We start from the raw sequence: 15,373 nt of genomic DNA, 5'->3' as shown, positions 1-15,373 counted from the left end.
TACACGACAAATTTGCACTGTTACGATCCGCTAACGCCCGCGCGCGGGCTTTTCGAATAAAGACAATAAAAAGCAGGGAGTTACAGATGACAGCTCAGGCTTCATCCCGGCGGACCCCGTCCATGGATGCCATGCAAAACGACGTGCTGGCCGAGGTGCGCAACCATATCGGCCACCTGACCCTCAACCGCCCTGCGGGCCTCAATGCCATCACCCTCGACATGGTGCGTCTGCTGCAGCAGCAGCTCGATGCCTGGGCGTCTGATGCCGATGTTCACGCCGTGGTATTGCGCGGCGCCGGTGAAAAGGCTTTTTGCGCCGGCGGTGATATTCGTTCGCTGTATGACAGCTACAAAAGCGGCGACACGCTGCACGAAGATTTCTTCGTCGAGGAATATGCCCTCGATCTGGCGATTCATCACTACCGCAAACCGGTGCTGGCCCTGATGGACGGATTCGTTCTTGGCGGCGGCATGGGCCTGGTGCAAGGCGCCGATCTGCGTGTGGTCACCGAGAAGAGCCGTCTGGCGATGCCGGAAGTGGCCATCGGTTATTTCCCTGATGTCGGCGGCAGTTACTTCCTGCCGCGCATCCCCGGTGAGCTGGGGATTTATCTGGGCGTCAGCGGCGTGCAGATTCGCGCCGCCGATGCGCTGTACTGCGGCCTCGCCGACTGGTACCTGGACAGCAGCAAACTGGCGCTGCTCGACGACAAGCTCGACCAGATGGAGTGGCAGGACACGCCGCTGAAGTCGCTGCAGAACCTGCTGGCCAAGCACGCCGTACAAACCCTGCCGGACGCACCACTCGAGGCGTTGCGCCCGGCCATCGATCATTTCTTTGCCCTGCCCGACGTGCCGAGCATGATCGAGCAATTGCGCGCCGTCACTGTCGCCGACAGCCATGAATGGGCAGTCAGCACGGCGGATCTGCTGGAAACCCGCTCGCCGCTGGCCATGGCCGTGACCCTGGAAATGCTCCGTCGCGGCAGGCACCTGAGTCTGGAGAATTGCTTTGCGCTGGAGCTGCATCTGGACCGCCAGTGGTTTGCCCGTGGCGACCTGATCGAAGGCGTGCGCGCCCTGTTGATCGACAAGGACAAGTCACCGCGCTGGAACCCGCCGACCGTTGCCGAGCTGGACTCTGCGCAGGTGGCGAGTTTCTTCCATGGTTTTGATGAGAGCGGGAGCTGAGTCATGCACGATCTCGAACTGACTGAAGAACAAGTGATGATCCGCGACATGGCCCGGGATTTTGCCCGTGGCGAAATCGCGCCCCACGCCCAGGCCTGGGAAAAGGCCGGCTGGATCGACGACGCGCTGGTGGCGAAGATGGGTGAGCTGGGCCTGCTCGGCATGGTTGTGCCGGAGGAATGGGGCGGCACCTACGTCGATTACGTTGCCTATGCGCTGGCGGTTGAGGAAATCTCTGCCGGCGATGGCGCGACCGGCGCGTTCATGAGCATTCACAACTCGGTCGGCTGCGGCCCGGTGCTCAACTACGGCAGCGACGAACAGAAACAGACCTGGCTGGCCGATCTGGCCAGTGGGCAGACCATCGGTTGCTTCTGCCTGACCGAGCCCCAGGCCGGTTCCGAAGCGCACAACCTGCGCACCCGCGCCGAACTGCGCGACGGCCAGTGGGTGATCAACGGCGCCAAGCAATTTGTCAGCAATGGCAAACGGGCGAAACTGGCGATCGTTTTCGCGGTAACCGATCCGGAATTGGGCAAGAAAGGCCTGTCGGCGTTTCTGGTACCGACCGACACGCCGGGTTTCATCGTCGATCGCACCGAACACAAAATGGGCATCCGCGCTTCCGATACCTGCGCGGTGACGCTGAACAACTGCAGCATCCCCGAGGCCAATCTGCTCGGCGAGCGCGGCAAGGGCCTGGCGATTGCCCTGTCCAACCTTGAAGGCGGACGCATCGGCATCGCCGCGCAAGCGTTGGGCATCGCCCGGGCGGCTTTTGAAGCGGCGCTGGCTTATTCGAAAGACCGGGTGCAATTCGACAAGCCAATCATCGAGCACCAGAGCATCGCCAATCTGCTGGCTGACATGCACATGCAGATCAACGCCGCGCGGTTGCTGATCCTCCATGCAGCACGGTTGAGAACGGCGGGCAAACCGTGTTTGTCCGAGGCTTCGCAGGCCAAGCTGTTCGCTTCGGAAATGGCCGAGAAGGTCTGTTCGTCGGCGATCCAGATTCATGGCGGCTATGGCTATCTGGAAGATTACCCGGTCGAGAAGTACTACCGCGACGCGCGGATTACTCAGATCTATGAAGGGTCGAGCGAGATACAGCGGATGGTGATTGCGCGGGATTTGAAGAACTATCAGTTGTAAAAGCTTCGCGAGCAGGCTCGCTTCCACATGGGACGGTGCAGATCCTGTGGGAGCGAGCCTGCTCGCGAAAGCGTCAGCTTAGGCACCGCATCTATTTGCCTTGAAATGCAGCCTCACGCTTGGCAATAAACGCCGCCATCCCTTCCTTCTGATCCTGCGTCGCAAACGCGGCATGGAACACCCGCCGCTCGAAACGCACACCCTCGGTCAGGTTGACCTCGAACGCGCGGTTGACGCTCTCCTTGATCATCATCGCAATCGGCAGTGACTTGCCGGCGATCACCGCTGCGACTTTCAGCGCCTCATCAAGCAGCTCATCGCTCGGCACGATCCGCGCGACGATGCCGCAGCGCTCGGCTTCTACCGCGTCGATCATGCGTCCGCTCAGGCACATTTCCATGGCTTTGGCTTTGCCCACGGCGCGGGTCAGGCGCTGGGTGCCGCCCATGCCCGGCAGCACGCCGAGGTTGATTTCCGGCTGGCCGAATCTGGCGTTGTCGCCAGCCAGAATGAAGTCGCACATCAGCGCCAGTTCACAGCCGCCGCCGAGGGCAAAACCATTGACCGCGGCGATGATCGGCTTGCGCCGGTTGGCCACGCGATCGCTGTCGCTGAACAGATCGTCCATGTAGATCTGCGGATAGGTCAGCTCAGCCATTTCCTTGATGTCGGCGCCAGCGGCGAAAGCTTTTTTCGAACCGGTGAGGACGATGCAGCCAATGTGCGCATCGGCTTCCAGCGTATCGAGCGCGTGGTTCACTTCGCTGACCAGTTGCGCGTTCAACGCGTTCAGTGCCTGCGGCCGATTGAGGGTGATCAGGCCGACGCGGTCGCGGGTTTCCAGCAGAATCGTTTCGTAAGTCATGAATAAAATTCCTTGTCAGAGATTGCGCGAAATGACCATGCGCTGAATGTCGCTGGTGCCTTCGTAGATCTGGCAGACGCGCACGTCGCGGTAGATGCGTTCCAGCGGGAAGTCGTTGAGGTAACCGTAACCGCCGAGGGTTTGCAAGGCCATGGAACAGACCTTCTCGGCCATTTCCGAGGCGAACAGCTTGGCCATCGACGCCTCGACCAGCGCCGGTTGGCCGCTGTCGCGCAAGGCTGCGGCGTAATGCACCATCTGCCGGGCGACGGCAATTTGCGTGGCCATGTCCGCCAAGCGGAACGCCACGGCCTGATGCTCGATGATCGGCTTGCCGAAGGTGTCACGCTCGCGGGCGTAATCACGGGCGGCTTCGAACGCGGCGCGGGCCATGCCGACGGCTTGCGAGGCGATACCGACGCGGCCGCCTTCGAGGTTGGCCAAGGCGATCTTGTAGCCCTCGCCCTCCTCGCCGAGGCGGTTGGCGACCGGCACTTTCACATCCTCGAAGAGAATCTGGCAGGTGTCGGACGCGTGCTGGCCGAGTTTGTCTTCGACCCGCGCGACTTTGTAGCCCGGCGAGTCGGTCGGCACGATAAACGCGCTGATCCCGCGTTTGCCGGCGCTCGGGTCGGTCACGGCAAACACGATCACGATGCCGGCGTTCTGCCCGGAGGTGATGAACTGTTTGCAACCGTTGAGCACGTAGTGATCGCCGTCCAGCCGCGCGCGGGTTTTCAGGCTGCTGGCATCGGAACCGGCCTGGGGTTCGGTGAGGGCGAAGGCGCCGAGCATGGCGCCGCTGGCCAATGGTTTGAGGAAGCGCTCGCGCTGGTCATCATTGCCGAACTTGAGAATCGGCACGCAGCCGACCGAGTTGTGCACGCTCATGATCGTCGAGCACGCACCGTCGCCGGCGGCGATTTCTTCCAGAGCCATGGCGTACGCGAGGTAGCCGGTGTCACAGCCGCCCCATTGCTCCGGCACGAGCATGCCGAAAAAGCCCAGCTCAGCCATCTCGGCGATGGCTTCCCTGGGGAAACGGTGCTCGCGATCCCACTCGGCGGCGAACGGCTTGAGCCGTTCCTCGGCAAACTGCCGGGCCATGTCGCGGATCTGGGTCTGGTCTTCGTTGGGGATCATGGTGATTCCTTGAAATCTGAGTACGACATTGAACTCTGTGGGAGCGAGCCTGCTCGCGAAAGCGGTGTGTCAGTCACGCATGTGCTGGCTGAAACGACGTCTTCGCGAGCAGGCTCGCTCCCACAGTTGATCGGTGATGCCTTCAGTAAACGCATTCCACAGCCATGGCCGTGGCTTCGCCGCCGCCAATGCAGATCGCTGCAATGCCGCGCTTGAGCTGTTTCTGCCGCAAAGCCGCGAGCAACGTCACCAGAATCCGCGCCCCTGATGCGCCGATCGGATGGCCCAGCGCGCAGGCGCCACCGTGCACATTGAGCTTGTCGTGAGAAATCTCCAGGTGCGTCATCGCCGCCATGCCGACCACGGCAAACGCTTCGTTCACTTCAAACAGATCTACCTGATCCAGCGTCCAACCGGTCTTCTTCACCAGTTTCTTGATCGCGCCAATCGGTGCGGTGGGAAACAGCCCAGGGGTATCAGCGAACGCAGCATGCCCATGAATCACCGCCAGCGGCTTGAGGCCCAGTTGCTGCGCGTGGGACTGGCGCATCAGCACCAGCGCCGCCGCGCCGTCGGAAATCGAGCTGGAGTTGGCTGCGGTGACCGTGCCGCCGTCGCGGAACGCCGGTTTCAGCGAGGCGACTTTGTCGAGTTTGGCTTTTGGCGGCTGTTCATCGTTGCTGATCACTACCTGCTCTTTGCCGACGGTCACCGTCAGCGGGACGATTTCGTCCTTGAAGCTGCCGTCCTTGATCGCCTGTTGCGCGCGGGTGGTCGAGGCAATGGCGAAAGCGTCCTGCGCCTCGCGGCTGAAGCTGTTGGCCTCGGCGCAATCCTCGGCGAAGGTGCCCATCAGGCGGCCCTTGTCGTAGGCGTCTTCGAGGCCGTCGAGAAACATCGAATCGAGCACGCGGCCATGGCCCATGCGATAGCCGGCGCGGGCGCGATCGAGCAGGTACGGCGAGTTGGACATGCTTTCCATGCCGCCGGCGATCACCACGTCGGCACTGCCGGCAAGCAGCATGTCGTGGGCCATGATGGTGGTCTGCATGCCCGAGCCGCACATCTTGTTGACCGTGGTGCAGCGCGTCGATTTATCCAGCCCGGCACCCAGCGCAGCCTGACGTGCCGGCGCCTGGCCGAGGCCGGCGGGCAGTACGCAACCAAACAGCACTTCATCAACCGCATCACTGGCGACACCGGCGCGTTCGACCGCAGCCTGGATTGCCGCCGCGCCGAGTTGCGGTGCGGTAAGGCTTTTCAACTCGCCCTGAAAACCGCCCATCGGTGTGCGGACAGCGCTGACGATAACAATCGGATCGTTGGACATAGTCATGACTAATCCTCCTTACTTGGCGGCCATGCGCAAGGCGCCGTCGAGACGGATCACCTCGCCATTGAGCATGCTGTTTTCGATGATGTGGCGCACCAGCGCGGCATATTCGGCAGGCTTGCCCAGACGCGGCGGGAATGGCACACCCGAGGCCAGCGAATCGCGCACTTCCGGGGTCATGCCGGCCATCATCGGCGTTTCGAAAATGCCCGGTGCGATGGTCATCACGCGGATGCCGAAGCGCGCCAGTTCGCGGGCGGCTGGCAGGGTCAGGCTGGCGATCGCGCCTTTGGATGCCGAGTACGCAGCCTGGCCGATCTGACCGTCGAACGCTGCGACCGAGGCGGTGTTGATGATTACTCCGCGCTCACCTTCAGCATTGGCTTCGCTTTCGGCAATCGCCGCAGCGGCGAGGCGCAGCATGTTGAAACTGCCTATCAGGTTGACGTTGATCACCTGCGCGAAGCTGCTGAGTGCGTGCGGGCCGTTCTTGCCGAGGATTTTTTCGCCACGGACGATGCCGGCGCAATTGACCAGGCCATTGACGCTGCCAAACGCGGCAACGGTCGCCTGCACAGCGGCTTCGGCGGCGGCTTCATTGCTGATGTCGGCAACTACACTTTGCGCACCCAGGCGCTGAGCCTGAGCGGCGACGGCTTCGGCGTTCATGTCGACCAGCATGACTTTGGCGCCGGCACTGACCAGCAATTCAGCGCTGGCGGCACCAAGGCCGGAGGCGCCGCCGGTGACGATAAAAACCTTGTTCTCAATCTGCATGACGGTGTTTCCTTGGATTCAAGCTGAAACGTTGTGCGCCGCGGCCTCTTGAGCCTTGGCGATTTCCTGGTTGCGCAAGATAAAGCGCTGCAATTTGCCACTCGGGGTTTTGGGCAATTCGCTGACAAATTCGATTTCACGCGGGTACGAATGCGCGGCCAGACGCTTGCGCACGTGTTGGCGCAGTTCTTCGGCCAACTCCGGCGCGGCGCGGTACTGCGCGCTCAGCACGACAAAGGCTTTGACCAGTTCGGTGCGTTCCGGGTCGGGTTTGCCGACGACCGCCGCTTCGATCACGGCCGGGTGTTCGATCAGGGCACTTTCCACGTCGAACGGGCCGACGCGGTAGCCCGAAGTAGTGATCACATCATCACTGCGGCCGACGAAGCTGATGCTGCCGTCCGGGTTCCACTCCACGGTGTCGCCGCTTAGATAGTAGTTGCCGACGAAGGCCTTGGTCGGCGCGCCTTCGTAGCCACCGAACCAGCACATCGGCGACTGCGGGCGGTCGATGGCAAGAATGCCCGGCTGACCGACGCCGAGTTCGTTGTACTGCTCATCGAGCACGACGATGCGATGGCCCGGCGAAGCGAAACCAGCGGCGCCGACATGCACCGGGTGCTCGAGGCCGTGGTGGTTGCACAGCACCATGCCCAGTTCGGTCTGGCCGTAATGGTCGTGGATGACCACGTCGAGGTTGTCGGCGAACCAGCGGATCACTTCCGGGTTCAGCGGCTCACCGGCGCTGCTGACGATGCGCAGTTTGCCCTTGATCGATCTGGCGAACTCCTCGCCACCGGCAATCAGCAAACGATAGGCAGTGGGCGAGCCGGTGAGATTGGTGATGGCGTATTTGTTGATCACCCGGCAGGTGCTTTCGAGGGTGAACGGGCCATCGTAGAAGGTAATCGGGTGGCCCAGCGCCAACGGCCCGGTCACGCCGAAATAGATGCCATAGGCCCAGCCCGGATCGGCGACGTTCCAGAACGCGTCTTCGGGGCGCAGGTCCACCGCATCACGGGTGTAGCTCTGGAAAGCGACGATGGCTTTGAGCGGCACTGACAGCGCTTTCGCCGGCCCCGTGGTGCCCGAGGTGAACATCAGCAGGAACGGGTCTTCGCCGGTCAGCAATACCGGCTCGCAGACATCGGAATAGTTGGCCAGCTCAGCCCAGAAACTGAAATCACCACGAACAATGCCCTGACCTTTGGCGCCACCAACGGTGACGATGGTCGGGCATGCGCTGACTTCATTGAGCTTGGGCCGATTGACCGCGTCGGTGACCACGATTTTAGCCCCGGAACTGTTCAGGCGATGTTCAAGAGCTTTCGGCCCGAATGCAGTGAATAGCGGCTGATACACCGCGCCGATGCGCCAGGTGGCGAGCACAGTGATGAGTAATTCGACGTTGCGCGGCAGCAGGCCGGCGACTTTATCGCCCTTCTGCACGCCCTGGGCGAGGAGGAAATTGGCGAAACGCGCGGCTTTGTCTTGCAGATCAGTGAAGGTGTAAGTCGCACTTGAGCCGTCGCGACCTTCCCAGAACAACGCAATGCGCCCGGGCAAGGCATGGCGGTCGCAACATTCCACGCAGGCGTTGAGCGCAGCGAGCGTGCCGCTGAGCGATGCATCGACGGTGTGCTGATAGTTGAACTGTTCGGTGGCAGACAAGTAATCGCGCATTGCCAGAATCCCTCGGTGTTTTTATTAGGCTGGGAACCGTAAACAACACAGGGATAGTCGCGCCGCGCGGGGCTTGGGGCAATGGTCAAAGTTATCAAAGTGGCTGACTGGTTTGGCCAAGCCTTTTAAGGGGAATGGTCACGCGGCCCTGGGTGGGAGCGAGCCTGCTCGCGAAGGCGTAGGGTCAGACCACCTCATTGAGGATCAGCGTCCGGTAATGCCCCGGATTCGACCCGGACCACTTGCGAAACGCTTTGTAGAACGAACTGGCATCAGCAAAACCCAGCCGTGCAGCAATCTCGACGAAACTGATCGAGGGCTCTGCCAGCCAGGTGATCGCCAGCTCTTTGCGCACACTGTCCTTGAGGCCCTGATAGGTCTGCCCTTCCTCAGCCAGACGCCGGCGTAATGTCGACGCGGACATGCACAGTTGCTGGGCCAGCGCCTCGGTTTCCGGCCATTGCTCGGCGGGCAGCTGCCGCAGATCCTGCTTGATCCGGCTGGCGAGGCTGTCGGGGTCGCGGTACTTGACCAGAATGTTCGCTGGCGCCTGGGCCAGAAAGCGTTTCAGCTCTTCGGCGCTGCGCTTGATCGGCAGATCGAGGCAATCGGCGGAAAAGATCATTCGTGTTCGCGGACGTTCGAAGCGCAGGTTTTCCGAAAACATCACCCGATAGTCGTCGGTAAAGTCCGGTTCGGCGCAGCGCAGTTCAATCGCCAGAATCGGAATCCGCCGCCCGGCCAGCCAGCACGCGACGCCGTGCACGATCATCCAGTAAGTGAAATAGGTAAAGGCGCGGCGCGGCGCGGCGTCGTCTTCGAGCAGGACGATTTCTGCAAGGCTCTGCTGATGCACCAGTTGCGCCGGCAGTTTTTCCAGCATCAGCGACAGGAACGTCAGACCGGTATCCAGCGCCGCCGCCAGCGTCGGTTGCGCCATGGCGCTGCGACACAAAAACGCCAGGCTGCCGGATTTGAGCGGGCGCGGGTCCATGCCGAAGAACTCGTCATCACCGCGTCGTGCCAGCAGGCGCCAGAGTCTGGCGTATTGCGAGGCCGGCACCCTGCCCTCATCGGCCGCTAACAAAGCCGGATCGATGCCGACCTTGGTCAACGCCTCATCCGTTGCCGCACCCGGGGCACAACTCTGCAGCAGCGCTTCGCGCACCAGTTGAATGGCAATGGTGTCTTTTTCTGCCATGGAGCGAGGTGAACCTTGTTGTTTTTCGGTGGTGGGCATCTTAACCCAGCTGCTGAAGTCATCGCAGGACCAATGTGGGAGCGAGCCTGCTCGCGAACGCGGTGTGTCAGATAAAGAAATGTCACAGGCATACCGCATTCGCGAGCAGGCTCGCTCCCACAGGAATCACAGTTGTTCAGCTAAGGTTCAGCTAAATGTCAATGAGTGCCATTTGGGAATGAGTGTCATTATGTTACAACTTAGCCTCCTATCTAAATCGCTGTGGCTAGCCAATGCTCGTTCCCTTTTTGATCATGTTGCGCGAAGGCATCGAGGCCGCGCTTATCGTCGGCATCATTGCCAGTTATTTGCAGCAGACCGGCCGTGGCCAATGGATGCCAGCGGTATGGATCGGCGTCTTCCTCGCCGCCGCCCTTGCCCTGCTGGTCGGCGGTGGCCTGGAGCTGGTGAGCGCTGAATTCCCGCAAAAACAGCAGGAGTTGTTCGAAGGCGTGGTCGGTCTGGTCGCCGTGGGCATTCTCAGTTCGATGGTGTTCTGGATGCGCAAAGTCGCGCGGTCGATCAAGCACTCGCTGCAAGCCTCGCTGGATCAAGCGCTGACGCAATCCAGGCATCAAGTGATTGCACTGATCGCCATGGTTTTCTTCGCCGTCGCTCGCGAGGGCCTGGAAACGGTGTTCTTCCTGCTCGCCGTGTTCCAGCAAAGCGAAGGCCCGGACGCGCCGATTGGCGCCCTGCTCGGCCTGATCCTGGCGGTGATTGTCGGTTTCCTGATCTACAGCGGCAGCATGCGCCTCAATCTCTCGGCATTCTTCAAGTGGACCGGATTGTTCATCCTCGTGGTCGCCGCCGGGATTCTCGCCAACTCGGTGCAGGCGCTGCATGAAGCCGGGCTGTGGAATCACCTGCAAACGGTGCTGTTCGACTTCAGCGCGACGCTGCCGATGGACGGCCCGCTGGGTTCAGTGCTGGCCGGCATGTTCGGTTATCAGGATGCGCCGACCGTCAGCACCCTCGGCGCGTACCTGATTTATCTGCTGCTGGCACTGGTGACGTTCTTCATGCCCGCGCCTCGCCAGGCGACGCCAACCACTTCCGTTTCCAGCCAATAAGGCCCTTCATGTCTACTACCCAAACCCCTCCGGCCCTGCATTGGGCGCTGGCCGGCTCGGTGCTGCTGATGATCGCCGCCGGCGGGCTGTTCTGGTACGCCTCGAACATGGCCGCCGCCAAGCGTCAGCACAACCACGACGAAATCGTCGTCAACATCCATCCACACAGTTGCGAGCCGAATGCCCTGACCGTGCCCGCCGGCCGCGCCAGTTTCCGCATCGTCAACCGCTCCGAGCGTGCGGTCGAGTGGGAAATTCTCGACGGCGTGCTGGTGGTCGAAGAGCGGGAAAACATCGCGCCGGGCCTGAGCCAGGTGATCAACGCCAACCTGCAACCGGGCGATTATGCGATCACCTGCGGCTTGCTCAGCAACCCGCGCGGCACCTTGCACGTGACGCCGACGGCCGCTTCCGATGCCGCCGCCAAGGCCAAGCCGTCGATGGTGGCTTTCGTCGGGCCGCTGTCGGAGTTTCGCGTGTATCTGGCCGTTCAGAGCAGCGCGTTGATCAAAGCGGCGACGGCGCTGAATCAGGCGATCGCCAGTGGCGATCTGGCGCAGGCGCAAGCGTTGTACCTGCCGGCGCGTGCTGCCTATCAGCGTCTGGCGCCGGCGGCGCAGCGCCTGGCCGAGCTGGACAATCAGATCAATGCCCGCGCCGATTATTTCGAAAAGCGCGAGCAGGATCCGGCGTTCGTCGGTTTCCATCGCCTCGAATACGCGCTGTTCCAGCAGCGCAATCTCGACGATGTCACGCCGATTGCCCAGCGCTTGCTCGCAGATGTCACCACCCTCAAGCAACAGTTGCTCGCGCAGTCACTGCCGCCGGAGCAACTGGTGGGCATCGTCGTGCGTAACCTCAACAGCCTCGCCGAGGTGCGCGCCGGCAGCGGCGAGGAAGAACGCTACAGCCACAGCGATCTCAACGGTTTCGCCGCCAACGCGCAGACCGCGCGCAAGGTCGTCGACCTGTTGCGCCCGATGCTGAGCAAATCCTCCGCTGACGTGTTGGCGAATGTCGACCAGGCCATTAGTGACTTCGACAACCAGCTCAACGCGTTCAAATCCGCCGATGGCTACGTCAGTTACGACGCCGTGACCGCCGCGCAACGCCAGCAGATCGCCGCCAAAGCCAAGGCTCTGGCCACGGCAATGGATGGCATCGACCCCGCCCTCGGCCTTTCCGGCCTGTAAGCAGAAGACCACGACAGATGAACGATTCTGAACCTCTCAACCTGCAACGACGTCGCGTGCTGATGGGTATGGGCGCCGCCGGTGTCGCCCTTGCCGGCTCGGCGCTGAGCTGCCCGGCCATGGCCGCGCAGCCTGCGCAAGTTACCGAAGCGCCGAGCAGCGACAAGACCGAAGACCGCCACGATTTCCACGGTCTGCACCAGACCGGCATCGTCACCCCGCGCCCGGCCTCCGGGATGCTGGTGGCGTTCGATGTGCTGGCCAGCGATCGCGAAGACCTTGAGCGGCTGTTCCGCACCCTCAACGAACGCATCGCGTTTTTGATGAAGGGCGGCCCGGTCGCGCAGATCGACCCGAAACTGCCGCCGCTGGACTCTGGCATCCTCGGCCCGGTGGTCACCCCGGACAACCTGACCATCACCGTTTCCGTCGGCGATTCGCTGTTCGACGAGCGCTTCGGTCTGGCGGCGGCAAAGCCCAAGCGTCTGCAACGCATGGTTGGCTTCCCCAACGATGCCTTGGACGCCGATTGCTGCCATGGCGACCTGAGCCTGCAGTTCTGCGCCAACACCGCCGACACCAACATTCACGCCCTGCGCGACATCGTCAAAAACCTGCCTGATCTGTTGCTGGTGCGCTGGAAACAGGAAGGCAGCGTCCCGCCGCAAGCCCCGGCCAAACCCGGTGTACCGGCGCAGTCGGCGCGCAACTTTCTCGGTTTTCGCGATGGCTCGGCCAACCCTGATTCCAACGACGCCAAGGCCATGGAGCGGATTGTCTGGGTACAACCGGACAGTGACGAACCGGCCTGGGCTGCCCACGGCAGTTATCAAGCGGTGCGCATCATCCGCAACTTCGTCGAGCGCTGGGATCGCACGCCCTTGCAGGAGCAGGAAAGCATTCTCGGCCGGGTCAAGAGCAGCGGCGCGCCCATCGGCGGCCACAAGGAAAGCGAAGTGCCGGATTACAGCAAAGACCCGGCTGGCAAGCTGACCAAACTCGACGCGCACATCCGATTGGCCAACCCGCGCACCGCCGCGACCCAGGCCAATCTGATCCTGCGCCGGCCGTTCAACTACTCCAACGGCGTCAACAAGAACGGCCAGCTCGACATGGGCCTGCTGTTCATCTGCTATCAGGCCGATCTGGAAAAAGGCTTTATCACCGTGCAAACCCGCCTCAACGGCGAACCGCTTGAGGAATACCTCAAACCGGTCGGCGGTGGTTATTTCTTCACCCTGCCCGGCGCTACCGGAGATGACGACTTCATCGGTCGCTCGTTACTCGCTGCCACCTCCCAAAACAAAACCGCATGACACCCAACCGACACTGGAGCCGCCCGATGAAAAAGACGCCACTCGCGTTATTGCTGACCCTTGGTTTGCTCAACACCCCGCTGTCGGCGTTCGCCGCGACCGCGCCGCTGGATCTGGTGGGGCCGGTGTCGGACTACAAGATTTACGTCACCGAAAAGCTCGATGAACTGGCCAGCCACACCCAGCAGTTCACCGACGCAGTGAAGAAAGGCGACTTGGCGACCGCGCAGAAGCTCTACGCGCCGACGCGGGTGTATTACGAGTCGATCGAGCCGATCGCCGAGCTGTTCAGCGATCTCGATGCGTCCATCGACTCGCGCGTCGACGACCACGAAAAAGGCGTAAAGGCTGAAGACTTCACTGGCTTTCACCGGCTCGAATATTCGTTGTTCGCGGAGAAATCCACCAAAGGCCTGGACGCATTGGCCGACGGTTTGAACAAAGACGTGCAGGATCTGCAAAGCCGTGTGGCCGGTCTGACCTTCCCGCCGGAGAAAGTCGTCGGCGGCGCTGCTGCGCTGTTGGAAGAAGTCGCGGCGACGAAGATTTCCGGCGAGGAAGACCGCTACAGCCACACCGACCTGTATGACTTTCAGGGCAATATTGACGGCGCCAAGAAAATCGTCGACCTGTTCCGCCCGCAGATCGAACAGCAGGACAAGGCGTTTGTTGCCAAGGTCGACAAGAACTTCGCCACGGTCGACAAGATCCTCGCCAAGTACAAAACGGCAGATGGCGGCTTTGAGACCTACGACAAAGTGAAGGACAACGACCGCAAAGCGCTGGTCGGGCCGGTGAATACCCTGGCAGAGGATTTGTCGATGATGCGCGGGAAGTTGGGTCTGAACTGATTTTTTAGCCTCTGGTCTGGCCCCTTCGCGAGCAGGCTCGCTCCCACAGTTGGAATGCATGTCCCTGTGGGAGCGAGCCTGCTCGCGAAAGCAATTGCGGACGCTCTAGAGAATCCTGTACAGCAACCGCTCAATCCTCACCCGACTCACCCGCTTGAGAAACTTCGCCACCCCTGCCGGGTAATCCGGCAGCGTTTCAAGCGACTGGAAGTTATCGATCCGCGTGGTATGGCGGAAGATGTTTTCCAGCTCTTTCGCCCGTGGCTCCAGCCACTCGCCTTTCGGGTCTTCGATCAGCAGCGCGTTTTCCAGGTCGAGGCGAAATGCGCGCGGGTTGAGGTTGTTGCCGGTCAGCAAGGTGTAACGCTGATCGATCCACATGCCCTTGAGGTGATAGGTGTTGTCGCCGTCGCGCCACAGGTGCAGATTCAACTGGCCGCTGTCGATGCTGTGCTGATGGCGTTTGGCGAAGCGGCGCAGGCTGATCTCATACAGATACGGCAGCGCGGCGATCACCTTGAACGGCTCGCTCGGCGGAATGTAAAAATCGTTGGCGGTCTTGTCGCCAACCACGATGTCGATCTTCACACCACGGGCCAGCGCGCGGTTGATCTCACGGATCACGCCCAGTGGCAGGTTGAAGTATGGCGTGCAGATGGTCAGCTGCTTTTGCGCGCTGGCGATCAGTTCGAGAATCGCCCGGTTCAGCGGGTTGTTCTTGCCGACGCCGAGCAGTGGCGTGACCGACAGACCTTCTCTGCTGGTGCTGCCTGCGCCGGTGTCGTAGGTCGCATACTTGAGGCGACTGCGCAGGTCGCCGATGTCGTTGCGCAGGCTGCGCGTGCTCGGCAGGTTCGGCAGGTCGAGGCGATGCACTGCTTTCGATTCGATCAGGCCGTGCTTGACCAGATGATGCATCGAATCCGCGAGCTCGCGACTGTGCAGCACGTGGTAGCGGTCGAAGCGGTACTTGTCGAGTTTGTGCAGGTAGACGTTGTTCAGGCTCGCGCCGCTGTAGACCACGTTGTCGTCGATCACGAAGCCTTTGAGGTGCAGCACGCCGAACAGCTCGCGGGTCTGCACCGGCACGCCGTAGATCGGCACTTCGCTCTGGTGCGTGCGGGTCATGTCCTGATACCAGGCGGCGTTGCCCGGCTGCTTGCCAGCGCCGATCAGGCCGCGCTGGGCACGCAACCAGTCGACCACCACGGCGATTTCCAGCTCGGGACGCTTGAGCTTGGCTGCGTGCAGGGCATCGAGGATTTCCTGACCGGCTTCGTCCTGCTGCAAATACAGCGCGACGATGTAGATGCGCTGGGTCGCTGCGGCGATTTGCTCGAGCAGGCAGCGTCGGAATTCGGCAGCACTGGACAGAATGCTGACCGCCTCGGCGGTCAGCGCGAAGCTGCGCAGTTTAGGCAGCAGAGAACGTTTGAAAAGCAACGGCATAAGGCTCGCAAGGTTCGATTCCGAAGAGTTTGAGAGCTTACACCATCGTCTGCGCCGGGTCTTGTCAGTGTCCGTAATGGCCCCTTCGCGAGCAGGCTCGCT

13 protein-coding genes are annotated in these 15,373 nt (G+C 61.7%); 6 read left to right on the top strand and 7 right to left on the bottom strand.

Annotated features, from left to right (window positions below):
- Window positions 1–86 precede the first annotated feature (86 nt).
- Window positions 87–1,193, top strand: coding sequence for an enoyl-CoA hydratase/isomerase family protein (locus tag KVG87_RS01055; RefSeq protein WP_217848706.1), 1,107 nt, complete (start codon window positions 87–89; stop codon window positions 1,191–1,193).
- 3 nt (window positions 1,194–1,196) lie between these two features.
- Complete coding sequence (locus KVG87_RS01050) at window positions 1,197–2,348, top strand: acyl-CoA dehydrogenase family protein (RefSeq protein WP_039762931.1); 1,152 nt, start codon at window positions 1,197–1,199, stop codon at window positions 2,346–2,348.
- Window positions 2,349–2,439: 91 nt separating this feature from the next.
- Here KVG87_RS01050 and KVG87_RS01045 read toward each other — a convergent pair whose 3' ends face one another.
- The 6 genes from KVG87_RS01045 to KVG87_RS01020 all read right to left on the bottom strand — a co-directional run bounded on the left by KVG87_RS01045 (window position 2,440) and on the right by KVG87_RS01020 (window position 9,350).
- Window positions 2,440–3,213: an enoyl-CoA hydratase gene (locus KVG87_RS01045; RefSeq protein ID WP_024012950.1), complete on the bottom strand. Its 774-nt coding sequence runs from the start codon at window positions 3,211–3,213 to the stop codon at window positions 2,440–2,442.
- Window positions 3,214–3,228: 15 nt separating this feature from the next.
- Window positions 3,229–4,356 carry an acyl-CoA dehydrogenase gene (locus tag KVG87_RS01040; RefSeq protein ID WP_217848704.1) on the bottom strand — a complete coding sequence of 376 codons (1,128 nt, stop codon included), beginning with the start codon at window positions 4,354–4,356 and terminating at the stop codon, window positions 3,229–3,231.
- A 142-nt stretch (window positions 4,357–4,498) separates the two neighbouring features.
- The gene (locus KVG87_RS01035) at window positions 4,499–5,692 is read right to left on the bottom strand and encodes an acetyl-CoA C-acyltransferase (protein ID WP_217848701.1); all 1,194 of its coding nucleotides are present in this window, start codon (window positions 5,690–5,692) and stop codon (window positions 4,499–4,501) included.
- A 12-nt stretch (window positions 5,693–5,704) separates the two neighbouring features.
- Entirely contained in the window at window positions 5,705–6,466 is a 762-nt protein-coding gene (locus KVG87_RS01030; protein ID WP_217848699.1) for an SDR family NAD(P)-dependent oxidoreductase, read from the bottom strand.
- 18 nt (window positions 6,467–6,484) lie between these two features.
- Window positions 6,485–8,149 carry an AMP-binding protein gene (locus KVG87_RS01025; protein ID WP_217848697.1) on the bottom strand — a complete coding sequence of 555 codons (1,665 nt, stop codon included), beginning with the start codon at window positions 8,147–8,149 and terminating at the stop codon, window positions 6,485–6,487.
- 184 nt (window positions 8,150–8,333) lie between these two features.
- Window positions 8,334–9,350: an AraC family transcriptional regulator gene (locus KVG87_RS01020; protein WP_217848695.1), complete on the bottom strand. Its 1,017-nt coding sequence runs from the start codon at window positions 9,348–9,350 to the stop codon at window positions 8,334–8,336.
- 272 nt (window positions 9,351–9,622) lie between these two features.
- On the opposite strand from KVG87_RS01020, the gene efeU reads away from it, so the two are divergent.
- From efeU to efeO (KVG87_RS01000), 4 genes are read left to right on the top strand one after another with little or no spacing between them, the layout of a single operon-like run.
- On the top strand, window positions 9,623–10,462 hold the full coding sequence (gene efeU / locus KVG87_RS01015; protein WP_217848693.1) for an iron uptake transporter permease EfeU: 840 nt from the start codon (window positions 9,623–9,625) through the stop codon (window positions 10,460–10,462).
- 8 nt (window positions 10,463–10,470) lie between these two features.
- Complete coding sequence (gene efeO / locus KVG87_RS01010) at window positions 10,471–11,655, top strand: iron uptake system protein EfeO (RefSeq protein ID WP_225930729.1); 1,185 nt, start codon at window positions 10,471–10,473, stop codon at window positions 11,653–11,655.
- 17 nt (window positions 11,656–11,672) lie between these two features.
- Window positions 11,673–12,971: an iron uptake transporter deferrochelatase/peroxidase subunit gene (gene efeB / locus KVG87_RS01005; RefSeq protein WP_217848691.1), complete on the top strand. Its 1,299-nt coding sequence runs from the start codon at window positions 11,673–11,675 to the stop codon at window positions 12,969–12,971.
- Between the two features lie 26 nt (window positions 12,972–12,997).
- A complete protein-coding gene (gene efeO, locus KVG87_RS01000; protein WP_217848689.1) occupies window positions 12,998–13,822 on the top strand; it encodes an iron uptake system protein EfeO in 825 nt (274 codons plus the stop codon).
- Window positions 13,823–13,927: 105 nt separating this feature from the next.
- Here efeO (KVG87_RS01000) and pssA read toward each other — a convergent pair whose 3' ends face one another.
- On the bottom strand, window positions 13,928–15,271 hold the full coding sequence (gene pssA / locus KVG87_RS00995) for a CDP-diacylglycerol--serine O-phosphatidyltransferase (RefSeq protein WP_217848687.1): 1,344 nt from the start codon (window positions 15,269–15,271) through the stop codon (window positions 13,928–13,930).
- Between the last annotated feature and the right edge of the window lie 102 nt (window positions 15,272–15,373).

This window comes from Pseudomonas siliginis, assembly GCF_019145195.1.
GTDB classification, from domain to species: domain Bacteria; phylum Pseudomonadota; class Gammaproteobacteria; order Pseudomonadales; family Pseudomonadaceae; genus Aquipseudomonas; species Aquipseudomonas siliginis.
The sequence above is the reverse complement of the archived record's forward strand: the minus strand, read 5'-3'. Positions and strand labels throughout refer to the sequence as shown.

Excerpts from the sequence above, each read along its gene's own strand:
- efeO (WP_217848689.1), top strand. The coding sequence starts at position 12,998 with ATGAAAAAGACGCCACTCGCGTTATTGCTGACCCTTGGTTTGCTCAAC.
- efeB (WP_217848691.1), top strand. The coding sequence starts at position 11,673 with ATGAACGATTCTGAACCTCTCAACCTGCAACGACGTCGCGTGCTGATG.
- KVG87_RS01055 (WP_217848706.1), top strand. The coding sequence starts at position 87 with ATGACAGCTCAGGCTTCATCCCGGCGGACCCCGTCCATGGATGCCATG.
- KVG87_RS01050 (WP_039762931.1), top strand. The coding sequence starts at position 1,197 with ATGCACGATCTCGAACTGACTGAAGAACAAGTGATGATCCGCGACATG.
- KVG87_RS01040 (WP_217848704.1), bottom strand. The coding sequence starts at position 4,356 with ATGATCCCCAACGAAGACCAGACCCAGATCCGCGACATGGCCCGGCAG.
- efeO (WP_225930729.1), top strand. The coding sequence starts at position 10,471 with ATGTCTACTACCCAAACCCCTCCGGCCCTGCATTGGGCGCTGGCCGGC.
- KVG87_RS01030 (WP_217848699.1), bottom strand. The coding sequence starts at position 6,466 with ATGCAGATTGAGAACAAGGTTTTTATCGTCACCGGCGGCGCCTCCGGC.
- KVG87_RS01025 (WP_217848697.1), bottom strand. The coding sequence starts at position 8,149 with ATGCGCGATTACTTGTCTGCCACCGAACAGTTCAACTATCAGCACACC.
- pssA (WP_217848687.1), bottom strand. The coding sequence starts at position 15,271 with ATGCCGTTGCTTTTCAAACGTTCTCTGCTGCCTAAACTGCGCAGCTTC.
- KVG87_RS01020 (WP_217848695.1), bottom strand. The coding sequence starts at position 9,350 with ATGGCAGAAAAAGACACCATTGCCATTCAACTGGTGCGCGAAGCGCTG.
- KVG87_RS01035 (WP_217848701.1), bottom strand. The coding sequence starts at position 5,692 with ATGACTATGTCCAACGATCCGATTGTTATCGTCAGCGCTGTCCGCACA.
- efeU (WP_217848693.1), top strand. The coding sequence starts at position 9,623 with ATGCTCGTTCCCTTTTTGATCATGTTGCGCGAAGGCATCGAGGCCGCG.
- KVG87_RS01045 (WP_024012950.1), bottom strand. The coding sequence starts at position 3,213 with ATGACTTACGAAACGATTCTGCTGGAAACCCGCGACCGCGTCGGCCTG.